This window comes from Psychrobacter sp. H29 (assembly GCF_059073055.1).
The window spans coordinates 730868-748254 of the sequence record NZ_JCACRY010000001.1 but is presented as its reverse complement, the minus strand read 5'-3'; the positions used below and the strand labels follow the sequence as shown (position 1 = coordinate 748254).

The 17387-nt window shown below is 42.6% G+C and carries 11 protein-coding genes; 8 read left to right on the top strand and 3 right to left on the bottom strand.

Features of this window, described 5'->3' with window-relative positions; genetic code table 11:
* Window positions 1-101 precede the first annotated feature (101 nt).
* The 6 genes from AC5JP1_RS03030 to AC5JP1_RS03005 all read left to right on the top strand — a co-directional run bounded on the left by AC5JP1_RS03030 (window position 102) and on the right by AC5JP1_RS03005 (window position 10945).
* A complete protein-coding gene (locus tag AC5JP1_RS03030; RefSeq protein ID WP_493843073.1) occupies window positions 102-1814 on the top strand; it encodes a putative bifunctional diguanylate cyclase/phosphodiesterase in 1713 nt (570 codons plus the stop codon).
* A 461-nt stretch (window positions 1815-2275) separates the two neighbouring features.
* Window positions 2276-4069 (top strand): acyl-CoA dehydrogenase C-terminal domain-containing protein, encoded by a 1794-nt coding sequence (locus AC5JP1_RS03025; RefSeq protein WP_493843072.1) that lies wholly within the window; start codon window positions 2276-2278, stop codon window positions 4067-4069.
* 375 nt (window positions 4070-4444) lie between these two features.
* Window positions 4445-6229, top strand: a complete 1785-nt coding sequence (locus AC5JP1_RS03020) for an acyl-CoA dehydrogenase C-terminal domain-containing protein (protein ID WP_493843071.1) — start codon at window positions 4445-4447, stop codon at window positions 6227-6229.
* 259 nt (window positions 6230-6488) lie between these two features.
* Window positions 6489-8930 carry a site-specific recombinase gene (locus AC5JP1_RS03015; RefSeq protein WP_493843070.1) on the top strand — a complete coding sequence of 814 codons (2442 nt, stop codon included), beginning with the start codon at window positions 6489-6491 and terminating at the stop codon, window positions 8928-8930.
* Between the two features lie 498 nt (window positions 8931-9428).
* Window positions 9429-10208, top strand: a complete 780-nt coding sequence (locus tag AC5JP1_RS03010; protein ID WP_493843069.1) for a transglutaminase-like domain-containing protein — start codon at window positions 9429-9431, stop codon at window positions 10206-10208.
* A 278-nt stretch (window positions 10209-10486) separates the two neighbouring features.
* Complete coding sequence (locus tag AC5JP1_RS03005; protein ID WP_493843068.1) at window positions 10487-10945, top strand: hypothetical protein; 459 nt, start codon at window positions 10487-10489, stop codon at window positions 10943-10945.
* A 115-nt stretch (window positions 10946-11060) separates the two neighbouring features.
* Here AC5JP1_RS03005 and AC5JP1_RS03000 read toward each other — a convergent pair whose 3' ends face one another.
* Together AC5JP1_RS03000 and rsmA are read right to left on the bottom strand one after the other, a co-directional pair.
* Window positions 11061-11888 carry a symmetrical bis(5'-nucleosyl)-tetraphosphatase gene (locus AC5JP1_RS03000; RefSeq protein ID WP_493843067.1) on the bottom strand — a complete coding sequence of 276 codons (828 nt, stop codon included), beginning with the start codon at window positions 11886-11888 and terminating at the stop codon, window positions 11061-11063.
* Between the two features lie 76 nt (window positions 11889-11964).
* Window positions 11965-12828, bottom strand: coding sequence for a 16S rRNA (adenine(1518)-N(6)/adenine(1519)-N(6))-dimethyltransferase RsmA (gene rsmA, locus AC5JP1_RS02995; RefSeq protein ID WP_319051945.1), 864 nt, complete (start codon window positions 12826-12828; stop codon window positions 11965-11967).
* 647 nt (window positions 12829-13475) lie between these two features.
* Here rsmA and AC5JP1_RS02990 point away from each other — a divergent pair.
* Complete coding sequence (locus AC5JP1_RS02990; RefSeq protein WP_493843066.1) at window positions 13476-13964, top strand: hypothetical protein; 489 nt, start codon at window positions 13476-13478, stop codon at window positions 13962-13964.
* Window positions 13965-14553: 589 nt separating this feature from the next.
* Here the strand turns inward: AC5JP1_RS02990 and pdxA are convergent.
* Window positions 14554-15636 carry a 4-hydroxythreonine-4-phosphate dehydrogenase PdxA gene (gene pdxA, locus AC5JP1_RS02985; protein ID WP_493843065.1) on the bottom strand — a complete coding sequence of 361 codons (1083 nt, stop codon included), beginning with the start codon at window positions 15634-15636 and terminating at the stop codon, window positions 14554-14556.
* Window positions 15637-15933: 297 nt separating this feature from the next.
* On the opposite strand from pdxA, the gene dnaB reads away from it, so the two are divergent.
* Window positions 15934-17337, top strand: coding sequence for a replicative DNA helicase (gene dnaB / locus AC5JP1_RS02980; RefSeq protein ID WP_319051943.1), 1404 nt, complete (start codon window positions 15934-15936; stop codon window positions 17335-17337).
* Window positions 17338-17387 lie beyond the last annotated feature (50 nt).

Below are 17387 nucleotides of genomic sequence, written 5' to 3'. Positions count from 1 at the left end.
TATATTGTGTAGAATTAAAAGTGATCTTAGCTCAATTTTAGTCAGTTGAATCACAGTCTTTATTTGTTTCTATGAGTCATTATCTTTTGTGAGACATTATTATGAGCAATTTTGACCCTATCCCAGTATCGATTAAACAGCAATTAATGACCGAACTGTGTGAGCAGATAGACGATGCCATATTTATATTGGATGGCAATTTGCGTTATCTCACGGTTAATGCTAGTTATGAGCTCCTGATTGGTTACAAAGAATCATTTTTGGTTGGTCGTCCACTTGGTATTTACGCTGCTGAATTTTTGTCAGAAGAAGAGCAGCTTATTTTAAAAGACATCAAAAGCAATCTAAGCGAGACAGGATTTCATGAGCTTGATTTTTCAATGGCTAATCGCTATGGACAGATGATTGACTGTCATGTGACCTATCGAAAAATCTCTGTCGAGGGTGTGGTATATCATGTTGGCATGCTACGCGACATGTCTTCGGTTGTTAAAGATCAAAAACAAGTTGCGCACTTGCTCAACTACGATCAACTTACCGGATTACCTAACCGTAAGGTGTTTTTGAGTCAGACCAGCGATATTTTATTAGATACTTATCAAGAAGTGGTCATCGTACGTCTCAATATCGACCGTTATCGCAATCTGGCAAACTTATTAGGACCTGATGGTATCAACTCCTTAACAACCAGCTTTGTAGAACGCATTAAGCAACTCGAATTGGCACATTTACGGTGTTTATCTCACTTTGGTGGTGATGATTTTGCATTATTGTTCGAATGCAAAGACGGCAATATGGTACGCCATCAGCTAGATACACTGATGCAAATGTGCGAACTCCCTTTCCCTATGAATGACAGCGCCACAACGGACGCAAATATTTATTGCCATGTTTCAGTGGGCGTCAGTTATTTTCCTAAAAACGATGGTCAAGTAACAGGATTACTGACGAAGGCAGAAAAAGCCTTACAATACGTCAAACAGCATGGCGGTGACGATATTCGCTGGTATGACAAGAGCATTGAAGAGGCAACGGCAGGCAGTCTGCAGTTAGAGGCCGAGCTTAGAGTGGCGACTACTGACGGTCAGTTCGTTCCCTACTATCAGCCAAAATTCTCGTTAGATACGGGTGCCATTACGGGTTTTGAAGCCTTGGTACGCTGGCAACATCCTACACGTGGTCTGCTAAAGCCCATACATTTTATTGACGCTATTCTCACGCACAAGCTATCATTTGAGCTGTTTTCACAGATGGCAAATCAAATCGCCAAACAGTTATCTGAGTGGCAGCAGCAAGGTTTTTGCCAACATATCTGTATCAATGCCGACGCGGCTGAATTTAGCCATCCTGACTTTTTTGATATGGTCAGTGGTCTACTGGTACAGCACAACATTGATGCCTGTCAGCTGCATATTGAAGTGACCGAATCCTCCCTAATTCAGCGCCATGATAACGTCAGGCAGCAGCTCAACTCACTTAAAGAGCTGGGAGTGTGTCTTGCTCTAGATGACTTTGGCACGGGCTATGCGTCTTTGAGTTATTTACAAGAGTATCCATTTGATTTTATCAAAGTCGATAAGAGCTTTATATCCAATATCGAAACGGATCGTACCCAGCATGCGATTGTAAAAGCTATTCTAGATCTAGCCGTTGCTTTAGATATGCAAGTAGTGGCGGAAGGTATCGAAACTGAGCAGCAACGCGATGTGCTCCTAGACATGGGCTGCAAACAGGGGCAAGGTTATTGGTTCAGCAAACCCATCCCTGCTGATGTTGCCACTGAGATGCTGCTCAAACAATATACTACCGAATAATCATATAAATGTTCGTGTCTTAAGACCCTTTTAATTAGCAGTGTTTATTAAACACTGCTTTTTTATTTTATGCCCTATTATCATGGTGTTAATCCTGTCAGTAACATTAGACTCCTATACGGTTGTTATTGATGAGCATTGGTACCTAACGTCGATTGCATAACTGATGCAAGGCGGGTTCATGACTTATCAGTGCTGTGACCAAACTTGTATAATCATCTATGAAAGCCTATCTTTTATAGTGAATTTGTTGGAGCGCATTTAATCTCTTATTGCCCCTAACAATCACTACTCTTTTCAACACTATTTTATGTGATCGACAGCCTGATTGACCTGCTTTGCTGTCTGTCACTTATTTAGATTTTCAGATTGGCTAGGTAAGAACAACGTGCTAGAAAATAGCACAACCGTATGCTTGCTATGAATGATCATCGACTACATTACAAAAAGGACAGGATACCATGCAATATAAAGCCCCTATTCGTGATATGAAATTTGTCATGCATGAGCTTCTAGATAGTACAACTCATTATCAAAATATTGATGATTATGCTCATATTGAAGCAGACATTGTAGATAGCTATCTAGAAACAGCTGCAAGCTTTGCTGAAAACGAGCTATCGCCATTGAACCAAAGCGGCGATGCTGAAGGCTGTCATTTCGAAAATGGCGTCGTGACCACACCAAAAGGCTTCAAAGAAGCTTATAAGCAGTATTGTGAGCTTGGCTTTACCTCATTGACAGCTGAAGAAGAGTTTGGTGGGCAAAATATGCCAATGTCACTAAACTCAGCAATCTCTGAGTTTATGGGTACTGCTAACTGGTCTTTTGGCATGTATCCTGGTCTGTCTGAAGGCTGTATGGCGACTCTAGAGCATCATGGTACTGATGAGCAAAAGCAAAAATACTTACCAAAGTTAATCTCAGGCGAATGGACTGGCGTCATGTGCTTGACTGAGCCTCAGTGTGGTTCAGATTTGAACCAAGTACGTACAAAAGCTGAGCCTAACGATGATGGTACTTATAACATCAAAGGTAGCAAGATCTGGATCTCAGCTGGTGAGCACGACATGTCTGAGAATATCATTCATATCGTTCTAGCTCGTCTGCCAAATGCACCAGAAGGCACTAAAGGCTTGTCTTTGTTTGTGGTCTCAAAATTCCACGTTAATGATGATGAGAGCTTAGGTGAGCGTAACGAAGTATCATGTGGTTCTATCGAGCACAAGATGGGTATCAAAGCCTCTGCGACTTGTGTCATGAACTATGATGGTGCAACTGGTTACTTAATTGGTGAAGAAAACCGTGGTTTGAACGCGATGTTCACGTTTATGAATGTGGCGCGTATCGGTACTGCCATTCAGGGGGTTACCGCAGCTCAGTTCGCTTTCCAAGGTGGCCTTGCGTTTGCCAATGATCGTTTGGCGTTTCGCTCTTTGAAGGGTGCTAAGGCTCCTGAAAAGCCAGCAGATCCTATTATTGTTCATCCTGCAGTTCGCGATATGTTATTGACTACCAAAGCATTTGCTGAAGGTGGCCGTGCACTTATCGGTTATATGTCTCAGTTTGCTGATATCGTTGCCAAAGGTAATGGCGATGAGCAAAAGTATGCCAATCAGATGCTATCTTTCCTAACGCCTATCGGTAAAGCGTTCTTGACTGAAACAGGTCTAGAAGCAGCAGGTCATGGTGTACAGGTCATGGGTGGTAGTGGCTTCTGTACCGAATATGGTCTAGAGCAAAACGTACGTGATACGACGATTGCTTGTATTTATGAAGGGACAACTCAGATCCAGTCACTTGATTTGATTGGCCGTAAAGTTCTAGGCTCACAAGGCAAGCTACTTGCAAACTTTGTAAAAGTCATTCAAACATTCTGTGAAGACAACAAAGAAAATGACGAGATGGGTCAGTTCATCCGCCCTCTTGCCAAGCACATTAAAGAATGGGGTGATTTGACAGCACGTGTTGGTATGCAAGCTACTGAAAACCCAGATGCTGTCGGCGGCGCGGCTGTTGATTATATGTACTTTAGTGGTTATGTGACCCTAGCTTACCTATGGGCGCGTATGGCACTGGTTGCTCAAACCGCTATTGCAAATGGCACTGGCGAAAAAGCGTTCTATGACGCGAAGATCAAAACAGCTCAGTTCTACTTCGCTAAATTATTACCGCGTACTACGACCCATGTACAACGTATCGGTACTGGTGTTGAGCCGTTCATGAGCATGGATGTTGAACAGTTTGCTTTTTAATTAGACATTAAGCACTACTGACACTGTATTTTATCGGCAACATACCACGGTATGTTGCCGATTTATTTTGTGCATATGCTTATAACTATATAAAAGATAGCCATCAAAAAAATGGTAGTCAGCGTAATTATAATTATGACTATAATCTATACTTGTTAATTAGATACTCTTGATACGTACTGATGGTTTTTAAGGCTTATTTAAACACTACAATAGCTGCCACTAACTTTTGGTGCACGCACTATTCACGAAGAAATACACTAGCATACAAGCTTATTTGTTAAACTTTGAGTATGAATCGCTAAGGTTATATCAAGAGAACAGTTGATAATCTTAACACCTCCAATTTTATTCATTTGAACCAAAGGAATGTTTATGGCTGTTTATAATGCCCCTCTTAATGACATGCGTTTTATTTTAAATGATGTATTTAAAGCGCCACAATTTTGGCAAAATAACGAAAACCTAGCTCATGTCGATATGGAAACTGTCGATATGATTTTAGAAGAAATGGGAAAACTGTCAAAGAATATTCTACTGCCTATCAACCGTAGCGGTGATGAAGAAGGCGCAACCTTTGAGGGTGACGGCGTTGTTACGACCCCAACAGGTTTCAAAGATGCCTATAAACAGTATGCTGAGTCAGGTTGGGTTGGGTTAAGTGGTAACGCTGAATACGGCGGTCAAGGCTTCCCAAAAATGGTAACCATGCTTACTGAAGAAATGGTTTTCACGGCAAACCAATCGTTTGCACTGTATCCAAATCTGACCGTTGGTGCGACGCTTTGCTTGAACGCTGCTGGTTCTGAAGAACAAAAACAGACTTATCTAGAAAAAATGTACAACGGTGAGTGGTCAGGTACTATGTGCTTGACTGAGCCACATGCCGGTACAGATTTGGGTATTATCAAAACCAAAGCCGTTCCTAACGATGATGGTAGCTTTGGCATCTCTGGTACCAAAATCTTCATCACTGGTGGTGAGCATGATCTTACTGATAACATTATTCACCTAGTATTAGCAAAGACACCAAATGCGCCAGAAGGCTCAAAAGGTATCTCACTATTTGTCGTACCAAAGTTTTTGGTTAATACCGATGGTAGCTTGGGCGAGCGCAACACGCTAGCTGTAGGTTCTATCGAGCACAAAATGGGTATCAAGGCTTCTGCGACTTGTGTTATGAACTTTGATAATGCTAAAGGCTGGATGGTTGGTGCAGAAAACACTGGTCTGTCTTCTATGTTTATCATGATGAACTACGAGCGCGTCACGATGGGCCTACAAGGCCTTGGTGGTTCTGAGCTTGCTTATCAGAATGCTGCTTTATATGCTAACGATCGCGGTCAAGGCCGTAGTGATACGCAGCTACAAAGCCCAGAAAAACCAGCCGATGCTATTATCCATCATGCAGACGTGCGCCGCATGCTCTTGAATGCCAAAGTAAACAATGAAGCTTCACGTTGTTTTGCTATGTACGTTGCCAAAAATCTTGATGAAGAGAAATTTAGTACTGACCCTGAATCAGCAAAAGCGGCTTCTGCTCGTGTCGCTCTATTAACCCCTGTTGCCAAAGCGTTCTTAACTGATAAGGCGTTAGAAGCAACCGTTGATTGTCAGCAAGTCTTTGGTGGTCATGGCTATATTCGCGAATGGGGTATGGAGCAGATCGTTCGTGATACGCGTATTGCTCAGATTTATGAAGGGACTAACGGTATTCAGGCACTTGACCTATTGGGTCGTAAAGTTGCTCGTAACAATGGTAAGTACGTCACAAACTTCTTAGAAGAAATTCGTGACTTTGTGAATAACATGCAAGCAGATCACGCTATCAAGCAAGCTACGCTAGATGCAGCAGATACTATTGAAGAGCTAACCAAAACGGTTCTTAGCAATATTGGCGAACGCAAAAATGAAATCAACGGCTGTGCTGTTGACTACATGCATGCTTTTGGCTACCTAGCCTACTCTTACATGTTTGCACTGATGGTCGAAGCTGCCAATGGTCAAGAAGGCGAGTTCTATACCAACAAAGCTAAGCTTGCTGACTATTTCGTTGGTCGTGTCCTACCACGTATCAGTGCTCACGCACAGATGGTCAAAGCTGGCAGTGATCCAATGATGAACTTTGATCTTGGCTATTTTGATGTTCCTGCGAGCTAAATAGTCACCTTGAATACTTTATAATTCTTTGATAAAAAGGACAGTCTCGTTACTGTCCTTTTTTTTGTCAAAATAAATCCTAACAAAATAATTCACTATCGATGCGCCGTTACGATTAAAATAACGCAAGACAAGGTGTCGCTACGCAAAATTAAAATCTCCTAAATCTAATAAAGTCATTGCTACTCATTATGTGATGCATAGTGTCAAAGTATTAAATAATAAAAGTGATAGAAACAACTACAATAAAGGGTGCGACGTGTCAGAATTAAAACGCATTTTACAACAGATTACTGCCCTAAGTGATGTACCTGATGCTACGGTGCTCAAACGCTTAATCGATGAACTGCGAGTCAGTGATAAAGAACCGGCTTTAGCGAACGAAAATATCCAAGCCCTTATTGATATCTTGCATCAGCATCCAGAATACGGCGATGGTCTCTCTAGCTTTGTGCTAAAACTGATTATCCAATACCGTCAAATCGCACTGTATACCGATACTGGCATCATGTCAGATCAAGGATTCTTTAATAGCTTAAGACGATTGGTTGGTCATCGTTTTTTGCCAATACTACCTCAAGATGACTCTGTCGTCGAATTGATTGGTTATCTATTCGACAAGCGTACTGATGAGCGCTGGCTTGCCAATATTGAGGCAGATAAATGGGATGAACTGGTAGAGCTTATCAGAGTAGAAGAAAAGCACTTAGATTTGGTCGCCACGGCAAAAAACAGTATTTTAAACGCGATCATTATTTTGTCTTATCGTATTAGTGGACTTGGCTTGCATCCTGATTTGATGGACTCCTACCCGCAAATGCTCAACTACTCTGCTTCTTTTGTGGCTCAAAACCAAGAAGCCGTACTCTTTGTCAATCAATACAGACAAGCACATGAGCTCGACACTTTAACCGACATAACCCCTGAACATGCAGTTGATCCGGCGCCATTGTTAGTCATGATTGAGCAATGTGAAGATATTGTTGCCACTATCCGCAAACGTATCTACAAGACAGGTATCTCCATTCGCCTGACCAATATGATGCTGCGTTTGGACCAAAGCTTACAGCGCATGCGTATTTTGACAGAGCTCGTCACAGACGATCACCAAAGACGAGATCGCGCCGTCATCGAGTTGATACAGACGCTAATTACTACTGCCAGACAGCGCTATAGTATTGGCTATTTGATTGATAATAATACCAAGCTACTCTCACGCAAGGTCACCGAGAACGCCAGCCGCGTGGGTGAGCATTACATCAGTACCGATAAATCTGGTTATCAAAAAATGTTCAAAAAAGCCTCTATTGGTGGCTTTTTCATTGCATTTATGGCCACCATCAAGATATTGGCTTACCATTTGGCACTCGCCCCTATGGGACGGGCGTTTATCAACAGTATGATTTATGGTTTGGGTTTTGTATTTATTCATATCATTCGTGGCACAGTAGCGACAAAACAGCCCGCTATGACGGCTGCTGCTATCGCCTCTACGATATCTGAAGGCTCTGGAAAAAAATCTCATCAGCTAACCAAGCTATCAGAATTGGTTGTTGATATTTTGCGGACTCAGTTTGTTGCTATCATGGGTAACGTGATGTTGGCTGTGCCTGTGGCACTTATTATTTCCTTCGCCTGGTTACAGTACACAGGCGCGCCAATGATTGATTCAGAAAAAGCTGGTCACTTACTACACGATCTAGACCCGTTTCGCTCGCTAGCGCTCCCCCACGCTGCCATCGCTGGTGTATATCTGTTCTTATCTGGTCTCATTGCAGGCTACTATGACAATCTAGCAGTGTATAACCATGTAGGTGCACGTATACAGCGTCATAGGTTCTTAAAATATATATTGCCTCAATCATGGCTTAAACGTTTGGGCGGCTTTATAGAAGCCAATCTGGGCGCTATTATGGGCAACTTTTTATTCGGGGTGTTCTTGGGTAGTACGGCAACTATTGGCTATATCTTCGGCTTACCTATTGATATTCGCCATATTGCTTTTGCCTCGGCCAACTTGGCACATGGACTTTTCAATATATCTGCTGATGAAATAAACTGGAGCCTCATTCTAATTTCTATACTTGGCGTAGCACTTATCGGTATGGTCAACCTCATAGTCAGCTTTTCACTGGCTCTGTTTGTTGCCCTACGCTCTAAAGAAGTGCGGTTTTTTGAGTGGAGTCGCCTCACAAAACTGGTGTTCGGTCACATCATTAGCCACCCTTCTGACTTCTTTTGGCCTCGTGATAAGCCGATGGACTATGCACGTATCGATAGCCAAGGGCACATGATATTTGACGATACCTCAGCACAAAAGAACGGAAAGGCAATACCAAGCAATTATGTGGTTCGCCGATTATCTGATGTCAGAATACTACCTGAGTCTAAGCAAAATGAAGCTCAAAACTCAAAGACAAGTACAGACATATATTATGAAAGCCAACCAGAAGGTGATCATACTCAGCCTCACAACTCTCCAAAAAAAGTCGTGGATCTAGATGATGGTTTGACTGATGAAGAGCTGAACAATGCTCCTTATACCGATGATATTCAGTATGATAAGACGACTAAAACAATAAGCGCCATCGATAGCGATAACCTCGATGAAGAATATCATGCTGATCCTGATGATAAGCCGACTGGCGATGCCAAAACCCCTTTGCCAAAACCGAAAAAACCACCGAAACTACCCAATTAGAGTGGCAGTTTCGATGGCTAGATACTTGGTAAATAACTGGTTTTAAAGCCATAGTGTTCATAACGTTCGTTATGAGCACTATGGCAGTATTGAGTCAAGCACTAGTAGACACAAACAAGCCAAAAAATAGCAGTGCATAGGATGTAGGATATTGACCTGGCAACCCTTGTACGGTTGATACTTCGAGCATAGCGCTCGCTTTGCAACGCTAAGTCCATAACTAATCAATTTTTGATGCGTTTCAGGTTTAATAAAGCCCGTCTGCATAGTGCTATAGTCATATCTTACCTTTTGAGATTGAAAAACGGTACTATGATAATTCAACTCTGTGAGGCATTGCTGCATAACTTAAGTACGCCAATCTCTGATATACAAAACAGTTCATCGCAAAATATTTTGGTTTCAATAGACCTGCGCAGCTTAGGTGTCGCCTCGTATCTATTAGAAATCCCACACTGTCCTTAGTCCACCAAACCAACATCCTTAGTGAGTTCAAACATGATCCTGAAACTTGACGTCAAACTTCATTATCGTCTATCCGAGCCGATGGACCTTTTACTTCAGATCGAAGCTGCCGATCTTGTCGATCAACAGGTTCGTTCGACTGAGATTTGGACATCAGACGTTGCTCATTTTTCACGGGTCTCCGCCGATGATGGCATAGGAGAGCGGATCTGGATTCGCGCAGAAGGAGATTTTAGCTGTACTTACCTCGCAGAAATTGCCGTTGATCGTCCTGCCTTGGACATATCGGTACTGCCCCAAGTGCCTCTCCATCTTTTGCCCGGAGAGACGATCAGACATTTGATGCCATCTCGATATTGCCCATCAGATCAGTTCCAAGCCTTTGTGGATGCTGAGTTTGGCAATCTCGCTGGCGGTGCACGGATTGCGGCGATGCGCGATTGGATCGAGTCGGCGTTTAGCTATGTGCCAGGATCAAGCCACGCTCAGACCACCGCACTTGACAGCTTTGTTCAGCGTCAGGGCGTGTGCCGTGACTTTGCGCATGTTCTTGTGACACTAGCGCGCGCGTCGTCGATACCAGCTAGGTTCGCGAGCGTTTATGCGCCCGATGTGACGCCACAGGACTTTCATGCCGTGGCGGAGGTCTATCTCGGAGGGAGCTGGCATCTTATTGATTCGACTGGTATGGCAGAAGCCGACACGATGGCCCGCATCGGTGTTGGTTCCGACGCGTCTAGCGTCGCGTTCCTAACGGCGTTCGGATCCATGGATTTTGTCAACCAATCAGTATCTGTGACCAGACAAGCTTAGGGGCCTGACCCTAGGCATGCCATGTGGCGTGTTCAAGAATAAGTAAAATCTGCTATAAGCGAGTAATGGCATCGGTGTATTGTTTGTTTCAAGACCAATGCCATTACTCATGTACGATAGAGACTTCACTAAAGTATCTTAGGCTGCTGTCTTTTTGGGACTCATCCCTATTCTTTCTCTAAACCCATTTTCAAAGTCGTATATTTATTCAAAGAGCTATCGGTATCTAATCAGTGTGGATATAGGTGTTGAGTTGCTGACCGTATAACCAAAGATGAATGGATAAAAAACTAATGACTAGTATAGAAAAAAGACTGACCCAAGCAGATATTTTTTACCAAAACGATGAACCAGAGCTGGCTCTTGAGATCTTAAATGAAGTAATTACTGATAGTAATTCAACAGATAGCGAAATAGCTGAGGCTTTAAACCTCAAAGGAATAACCATAGAGCTTGCTCCATATCTTTCTGAAGATAAAGAAAACTACTCTGGACTTATTTATTTCCAAAAAGCTTTGGAATATGCCCCTCACAACACTAGTATTCTATTTAATGTACTCAATTCATTTTCTTGTATAGACATGATGCAAGACTATACTCAAAAAAACAGAAGTGCTTTTATGTGCGCATACGATGTCTTGAATAATGACTTGTATGATTTTTTAAACGAAGAATCCAAAAGTGAGTTGCATAAATTTTCTTCTAAATATCACGAATTTCAAAATGAATGCCTTTAGGGCACACACCAAAAGAGCCAGTTATTTAGCCCTTTAAACGTATTAATGGACCGCTTAAAACAAATCACTTGCCTAGCCCTATATATCAAGATGTTTATAGCCCTCGGTATGATCTTTAGCACCCTGCACCTGAAGTAAGAACCTGTCCATCACCCAGTCTATAAGCTAATAGATAATTACCCCAAACGCAGCCGCCATCAAGCGCGCGTGCATGTGGCAAATCAATCTCACCTTTTAGCGCCGCCCAATGACCAAACAGTATTTTACGCGTGCGCGGCACTTGCCACTCAAACCACGGCAAAAAGTCTTTTGGCATCGGCTCATCTAGTCCAGCGTTAAACTCAAACTCAAGCATCCCACCTTGCTTACACAGTCTCATACGAGTAAGGTAATTGGCGATTGCACGCATCTTGGTAAAACCATTAATACCTGCATGCCACTCATCTGCTTGTTTGCTATAAAGATTGGGTAGTAGTCGATCAAGTTGCTTTAGGCTACCTTGTAGTTGTGCTTCTAGCTGTTTGGCATATCCTGCCGCTGCCTCGATAGTCCAATGCGGCGGAATACCGGCATGTACGAGCACAGTATGCTTATCTGGATAAGCCAACAGCGGCTGCCGACGTAACCATTCAAGCAATTCATCACAGTCATCAGCGGCAAAGATCGGTGCTGTTTTGTCCTTGCTTTTGAGCTTCGCCGCACCGCGCCAAACAGCAATCAAATTGAGATCGTGATTGCCTAACACAGTGGCTGCGGCGCCTTGCTCACATAACGCTTTGACATCGCGTAATGTATTTAATGAGTCCTCGCCGCGCGCCACCAAATCACCCGCAAACCAAAGCTTATCTTGGTCAGGATCAAAATCTAGCGTCTCAAGCAACTGTAGATAAGCCGCATAGCAACCTTGCAAATCACCGATGACATACTGATGGCGAAAACTCATAATACCTCTATGATCTTTATGTGATGATAATTAGCAGTCTATTAACTCAAATCTTTAAGACTCAACCCTCTACCACTTAAACCTCTAAGTTGCGTGCCTGATTGCTTAGGTTCACAAAATCTGTAACGCTCAAGGTCTCAGGACGCGCCTGCGGATCAATACCACAAGCGTCAAAATCGCCTTCACTCAGTGTTGGCAGCAAGGTTGATTTTTTAAATATAGCCCGTAGGGTTTTGCGGCGATGGTTAAAGGTCTCACGTACCACAATAGCAAAATGCTCTTCGTCCTCTGCTACTACGGGTTTGTTAATATGCGGCGTTAGTCGAAATACTGCACTGGTGACTTTTGGCGGTGGGTTAAAGGCACCACGCGGTACTGTTAACAAATAATCGGTATCACAATGATACTGCATGATGACAGACAAACGACCATAGGTTTTGCTACCCACGTCTGCTGTGATACGCTCGACCACTTCTTTTTGTAGCATAAAATGCATGTCTTGAATCACATCGGCGTAGCTGAGTAAGTGAAATAAGATAGGTGTCGAGATGTTATAGGGCAAGTTACCTACTACGCGCAGCTTGCCGCGCACCTCGCTGTACAGCTCACGGTAATCCACATGCATGGCATTGTCTTTGATGATCTCAAAGTTTGGGTGACTGTTAGCCCCAATCCGAATACGCAAGCTGTCTGCCAAGTCGCGATCCAGCTCTACCACTGTCATCGCATCCACTTCTGCTAGCAAAGGCTCAGTCAGTGCGCCCATACCTGGTCCAATTTCGATCAAATTGTCATCACGCTCTAGACGAATGCTTTCAACGATTTCGCGAATCACGCTGGTATCATGCAAGAAGTTTTGACCAAAGCGCTTACGCGGTTGGTGTTTGGCAGCCTTTAAGCTGTTAGAGATAGATTGCGCATCAAATGTAGAGTTGGACATAAAAGAGTCTTAGTGTATAAAAGAGAAATGGGCTATGGCAGCAATGTGCTGGTATTATAATGGCGAATTATACCACAGCTCATAATTAGGGCGTGTTTTTGAGATATTTTATCTATAAGCCATCTAAAATGTAGCACAACTAACATGGCATCTTTTTGTTCTCGAACTATCTAACATAAGACCTGTTATGAGGACAATGGGGTATTACCGTCAAGCTGTCAAGCTGTCAAGCTGTCAAGCTGTCAAGCTGTCAAGCTGTCAAGCTGTCAAGCTGCATGATTAAACTAACCCCATTCTGTTAGTACGGATTTGACAGCATAGGTCAAATTTTAGGTGGTTAATTTCTTTCGTCAAGATAGCCCAAGCGAAAACATCTAAAAAAGGTAGGGGATGTGGTTAGTGAAGCCTCCAGGATCACACAAGCATCTAACCAGACGATAAATGATTACTATTTAAATGAGAATGGTGCAACTATCCATAGCACTGGTCAGAAAATTAAACCAGGCTCTCAAACAATATATTGGTCTGTTTGGAAATTTACGAACAGAACCGACAAGTCTGGTACTAGAATTGGGAGTCCTACCCCTATATTATCTCCAAAACTAAAAACAAAATTGATAGTTAACTATTTACCTTAGGATAAGCTCATGAGCAAAATTATGGAACTTGACGATTTTGAAATACACTCAGATATTTCTGGTATTGAAGTAGAATATTATGCAATTTACTTTTTTTACTTAATTGAGTGGGCTTATTCAAGAAAGCTGCTCTCAGATGAGTTAGAAACTTATGAGCTTTTTATTGATAATATAAAGCAAGTAAGAAATAAGGAAATAGATTGCTTTGATTTTTTATCAAAACAATTGGACTTTAAGCTTTGTACGAGCTTTTTTAAAGATGATATTGTCATTGAGTTTATTAAACTCTACATAGGTATCGATTATGATCCTCACATTAGGGAACATATGTGGCAAGGGGGTGAATTATGGATTCAAACCGAGTTAATCACGAATACCTATAAACCTATGGAAAGCAAAGCCTTGATGGAAGATATTGATAATACATTTAAGTTATTTTTGGAAATAAATTACCCTGATAAAGTTGGCGATTATTTTCCATTGAAATATAATAGATAATCTATAGCAAGTAGGTTAGATCGAGTTTAGGACTCTTAAAGAATAAGTTGGCTGCAACTATATGTTTAAAAGCGCAAACATATCTCCAATAACTCTGGTCATATGCCAGAGTTATTTATATAGATTCGATCAATCACTAATGATAATCGGATAAGAAATAGTCCGTGGCACAGCAAGTGGTTGTGATCTCACTACATCCGATAAAGGCTGGTGCGTTGCTTTATCCATTACCCAAAAGTCTATATAGCTATTTTGCTAGAAAATGCTGTACCAACGTCAGTGACGAAATTTAATTGATAGTTTTTATCAGGTTTAGCATCGAAGGTTATCTTAGCAGAGAAAGCATAATGTCCACCTATTCGATAGCTAACCGTGACGATATGCTCTCTTGCTGATATCGGGTATATCCCAAAGGAAACCAGCTATTTATCCTTGTAAACCCATTAATAGACCACTCAAAATAAACCGCCATAATGGAACCACTTATATTAGGTTGTATCTGATTATTCATAAATAGGCATTGTTCGCACCAAAATCATCAAGTACGACGTGAACAATACCTATAAGGCAATGCATCATAAAGAAGGTATCAGCTAGTAAGCGACTTATCCGCCATCTCATTAGCCATATTTAATGCTTGGTATAAACTTGTCGCACTCGCCCCGCCCCGTCCTGCCAAATCTAGCGCCGTACCATGATCGACAGAGGTGCGGATATAAGGCAAGCCCAAGGTTAGATTGACCGTATCGCCAAAACCGTGCGATTTGAGTACAGGTAGTCCTTGGTCATGATACATAGCGATGACCGCATCGCAATTGGCGAGATGCCTAGACGTGAATAGCGTATCCGCGGGCATTGCCTCTGAAATATTCACCCCCGCATCAATGAACGCTTGCAAGACTGGATTGATAATATCAATCTCTTCACTTCCCAAATGTCCACCCTCGCCTGCATGTGGATTAAGACCGCATACCAATATACGAGGCTGCGCAAGACCGAATTTCTCTCTCATATCATCGATGACGATTTGTACCGTTTGGCGCACATTATCTGCCGTGATGGCAGCGGGTATATCTTTTAGTGCCAGATGGGTCGTGACAAGCGCCACTTTCATGGCTTGATTGGCAAGCATCATGACCACTTTGTCACAACCACTTTGCTGCATAAAAAACTCGGTATGACCGCTAAACATAGTGCCATCCAATAGCTTGATATCTGCATCTATGAGCGCTGATTTTTGCAAGGGACCTGTGATGATAGCGGCGACTGTTTCATTTACTGCTAGCTGATGAGCAATATCTAACTGCCTAGCCACCATTGCTGAATTGGCAATATTGATTTGTCCGCCCACAACTGATGCGGCACAAGGAATATTAAGAATGATAAAAGCACTATCAGCATCTATATTCAGCTGTGGTATTTGCTTGAGCGCGTTCATATCAACATCATTTGCATTGACATCAATGGTTTGCCAAGTAGGTGCTTTTATCAGTACGCCAGCAGCAATAAGCTCATCTGCTCGTACTTGCATCGCGCTTGCATCGGCGGTCACCCAAATAGGGCGATTAAAATCTTGTAGCTTGCCTTCTGCCGCCAAACTCAATACGACATCCATTCCAATACCTGCAGGCTCACCTGTCGTGATTAATAATGGACGTTTCTCTTTTGTCATAGCAATCGCCTTATTTTATCTAAATTTTTGATTTTATTATATTTATCGTCAATATTTTGAGTTTTTACGTTTAGACACTGGATGCGATCTCTTATTTTATGCATAACAACCACGGTAGATTTAGTTGCTTATCCAGCCTAAAAAATCACATTATGTGTTAAACTTTCGCTTCTGATTGTAGCATTTGCAGGCAAATCTCAAACTATGTTTTGGTACGTCTATCGTAGAGGTGTGCCATATCTGTTTTGCACTATCACCGACACTTTTCTTATACCCATTTTGACTCATTAGGTACTCATGGCAGAAAACGATAAAACCGACGACTTACTGAATCAGACACCGCCGCACAATATCGATATTGAAAAGGCATTGCTCGCGTCTTTGATGAGTATTGAAGAGGCATATGACAAGATTGCCGATATCGTCACCAAAGATGACTTTTATGCGGGACGCCATCAATATATCTTTGATGCGGTTGCTCATTTGGCAGCCGTGAATGAGCCTTACGATACCGTCATGGTACACGACTGGCTTGAGGCGCAAAAGCTGCTTAAAGGCGCAGGTGGGGATAGCTATCTGGCAGATATCTTGAGCCAAAGTCCGGCGACCTTATTTAACCTGACTGCCTACGCTCAGCGTGTGCGTGAACTATCAACCCTGCGTCAGCTGATTACTACGGGCAATGACATGCTGACCCTTGCCTATAATCCAAAAGACCAGAGCGTCAGTGATATTTTGGACAATGTCGAAGGTAAAATATTTAGTATCAATGAGCAGCATAATAAGCGCGCTGAACAACGTGGCCCTGTCGGCATTACGTCTGTACTTACTAATGTCATTGACAAGATTCAGGAATTAAAATCCAACCCTGACGGCATGATTGGTTTGCAGACGCCATTTGCCGAGCTGAATAACAAAACGCAAGGTTTGCAAGCGGGCGATTTGATTATTGTCGCTGCGCGTCCTTCGATGGGTAAAACTACTTTTGCGATGAACTTAGCCGAAGGGATTTTGTTTAATGAAGACTTGCCCGTTGTGGTGTTTTCGATGGAAATGCCAGCAGAATCTATCGTCATGCGTCTGCTGTCTTCATGGGGCGCGATCAACCAGACGCACTTGCGTTCTGGGCAAATGAATGAAGATGAATGGGCAAAAATGATGAACGCCATTCAGCATTTGCAATCAAAGCACTTATACATCGATGACAGTACCGCCCTACCACCATCTGAGATGCGCTCACGTTGCCGACGTATCGCCAAAAATCATGATGGTCGTTTGGGTGCTATCGTGGTCGATTATCTCCAGCTCATGAAAGTTCCTAGTCTAGATGGCAACCGTGTGGGCGAGATTTCTGAGATTTCTCGTAGTCTAAAAGCATTGGCACGTGAGCTTGAGTGCCCAGTGATTGCGCTATCGCAGCTCAACCGTAGTCTAGAGAATCGTCCGAATAAACGCCCTATTATGTCGGATCTACGTGAATCTGGGGCGATTGAGCAGGATGCCGATTTGATTATGTTCATCTACCGTGATGAGGTTTATAATGAAAATTCAGACCACAAAGGTGTGGCTGAAATCATCATTGGTAAACAGCGTAACGGCCCTATTGGTACTATTCGCTTGGGCTTTGAAGGGCAATTTACGCGCTTTATTAATCTAACGCCAGAGTACTATCAAGGCGTTAGCTTTGAGAATGACGAGTAACCAGTCTTACAAATATCGGATTGATAATACTAAGCCTTGTGAAGATTAAA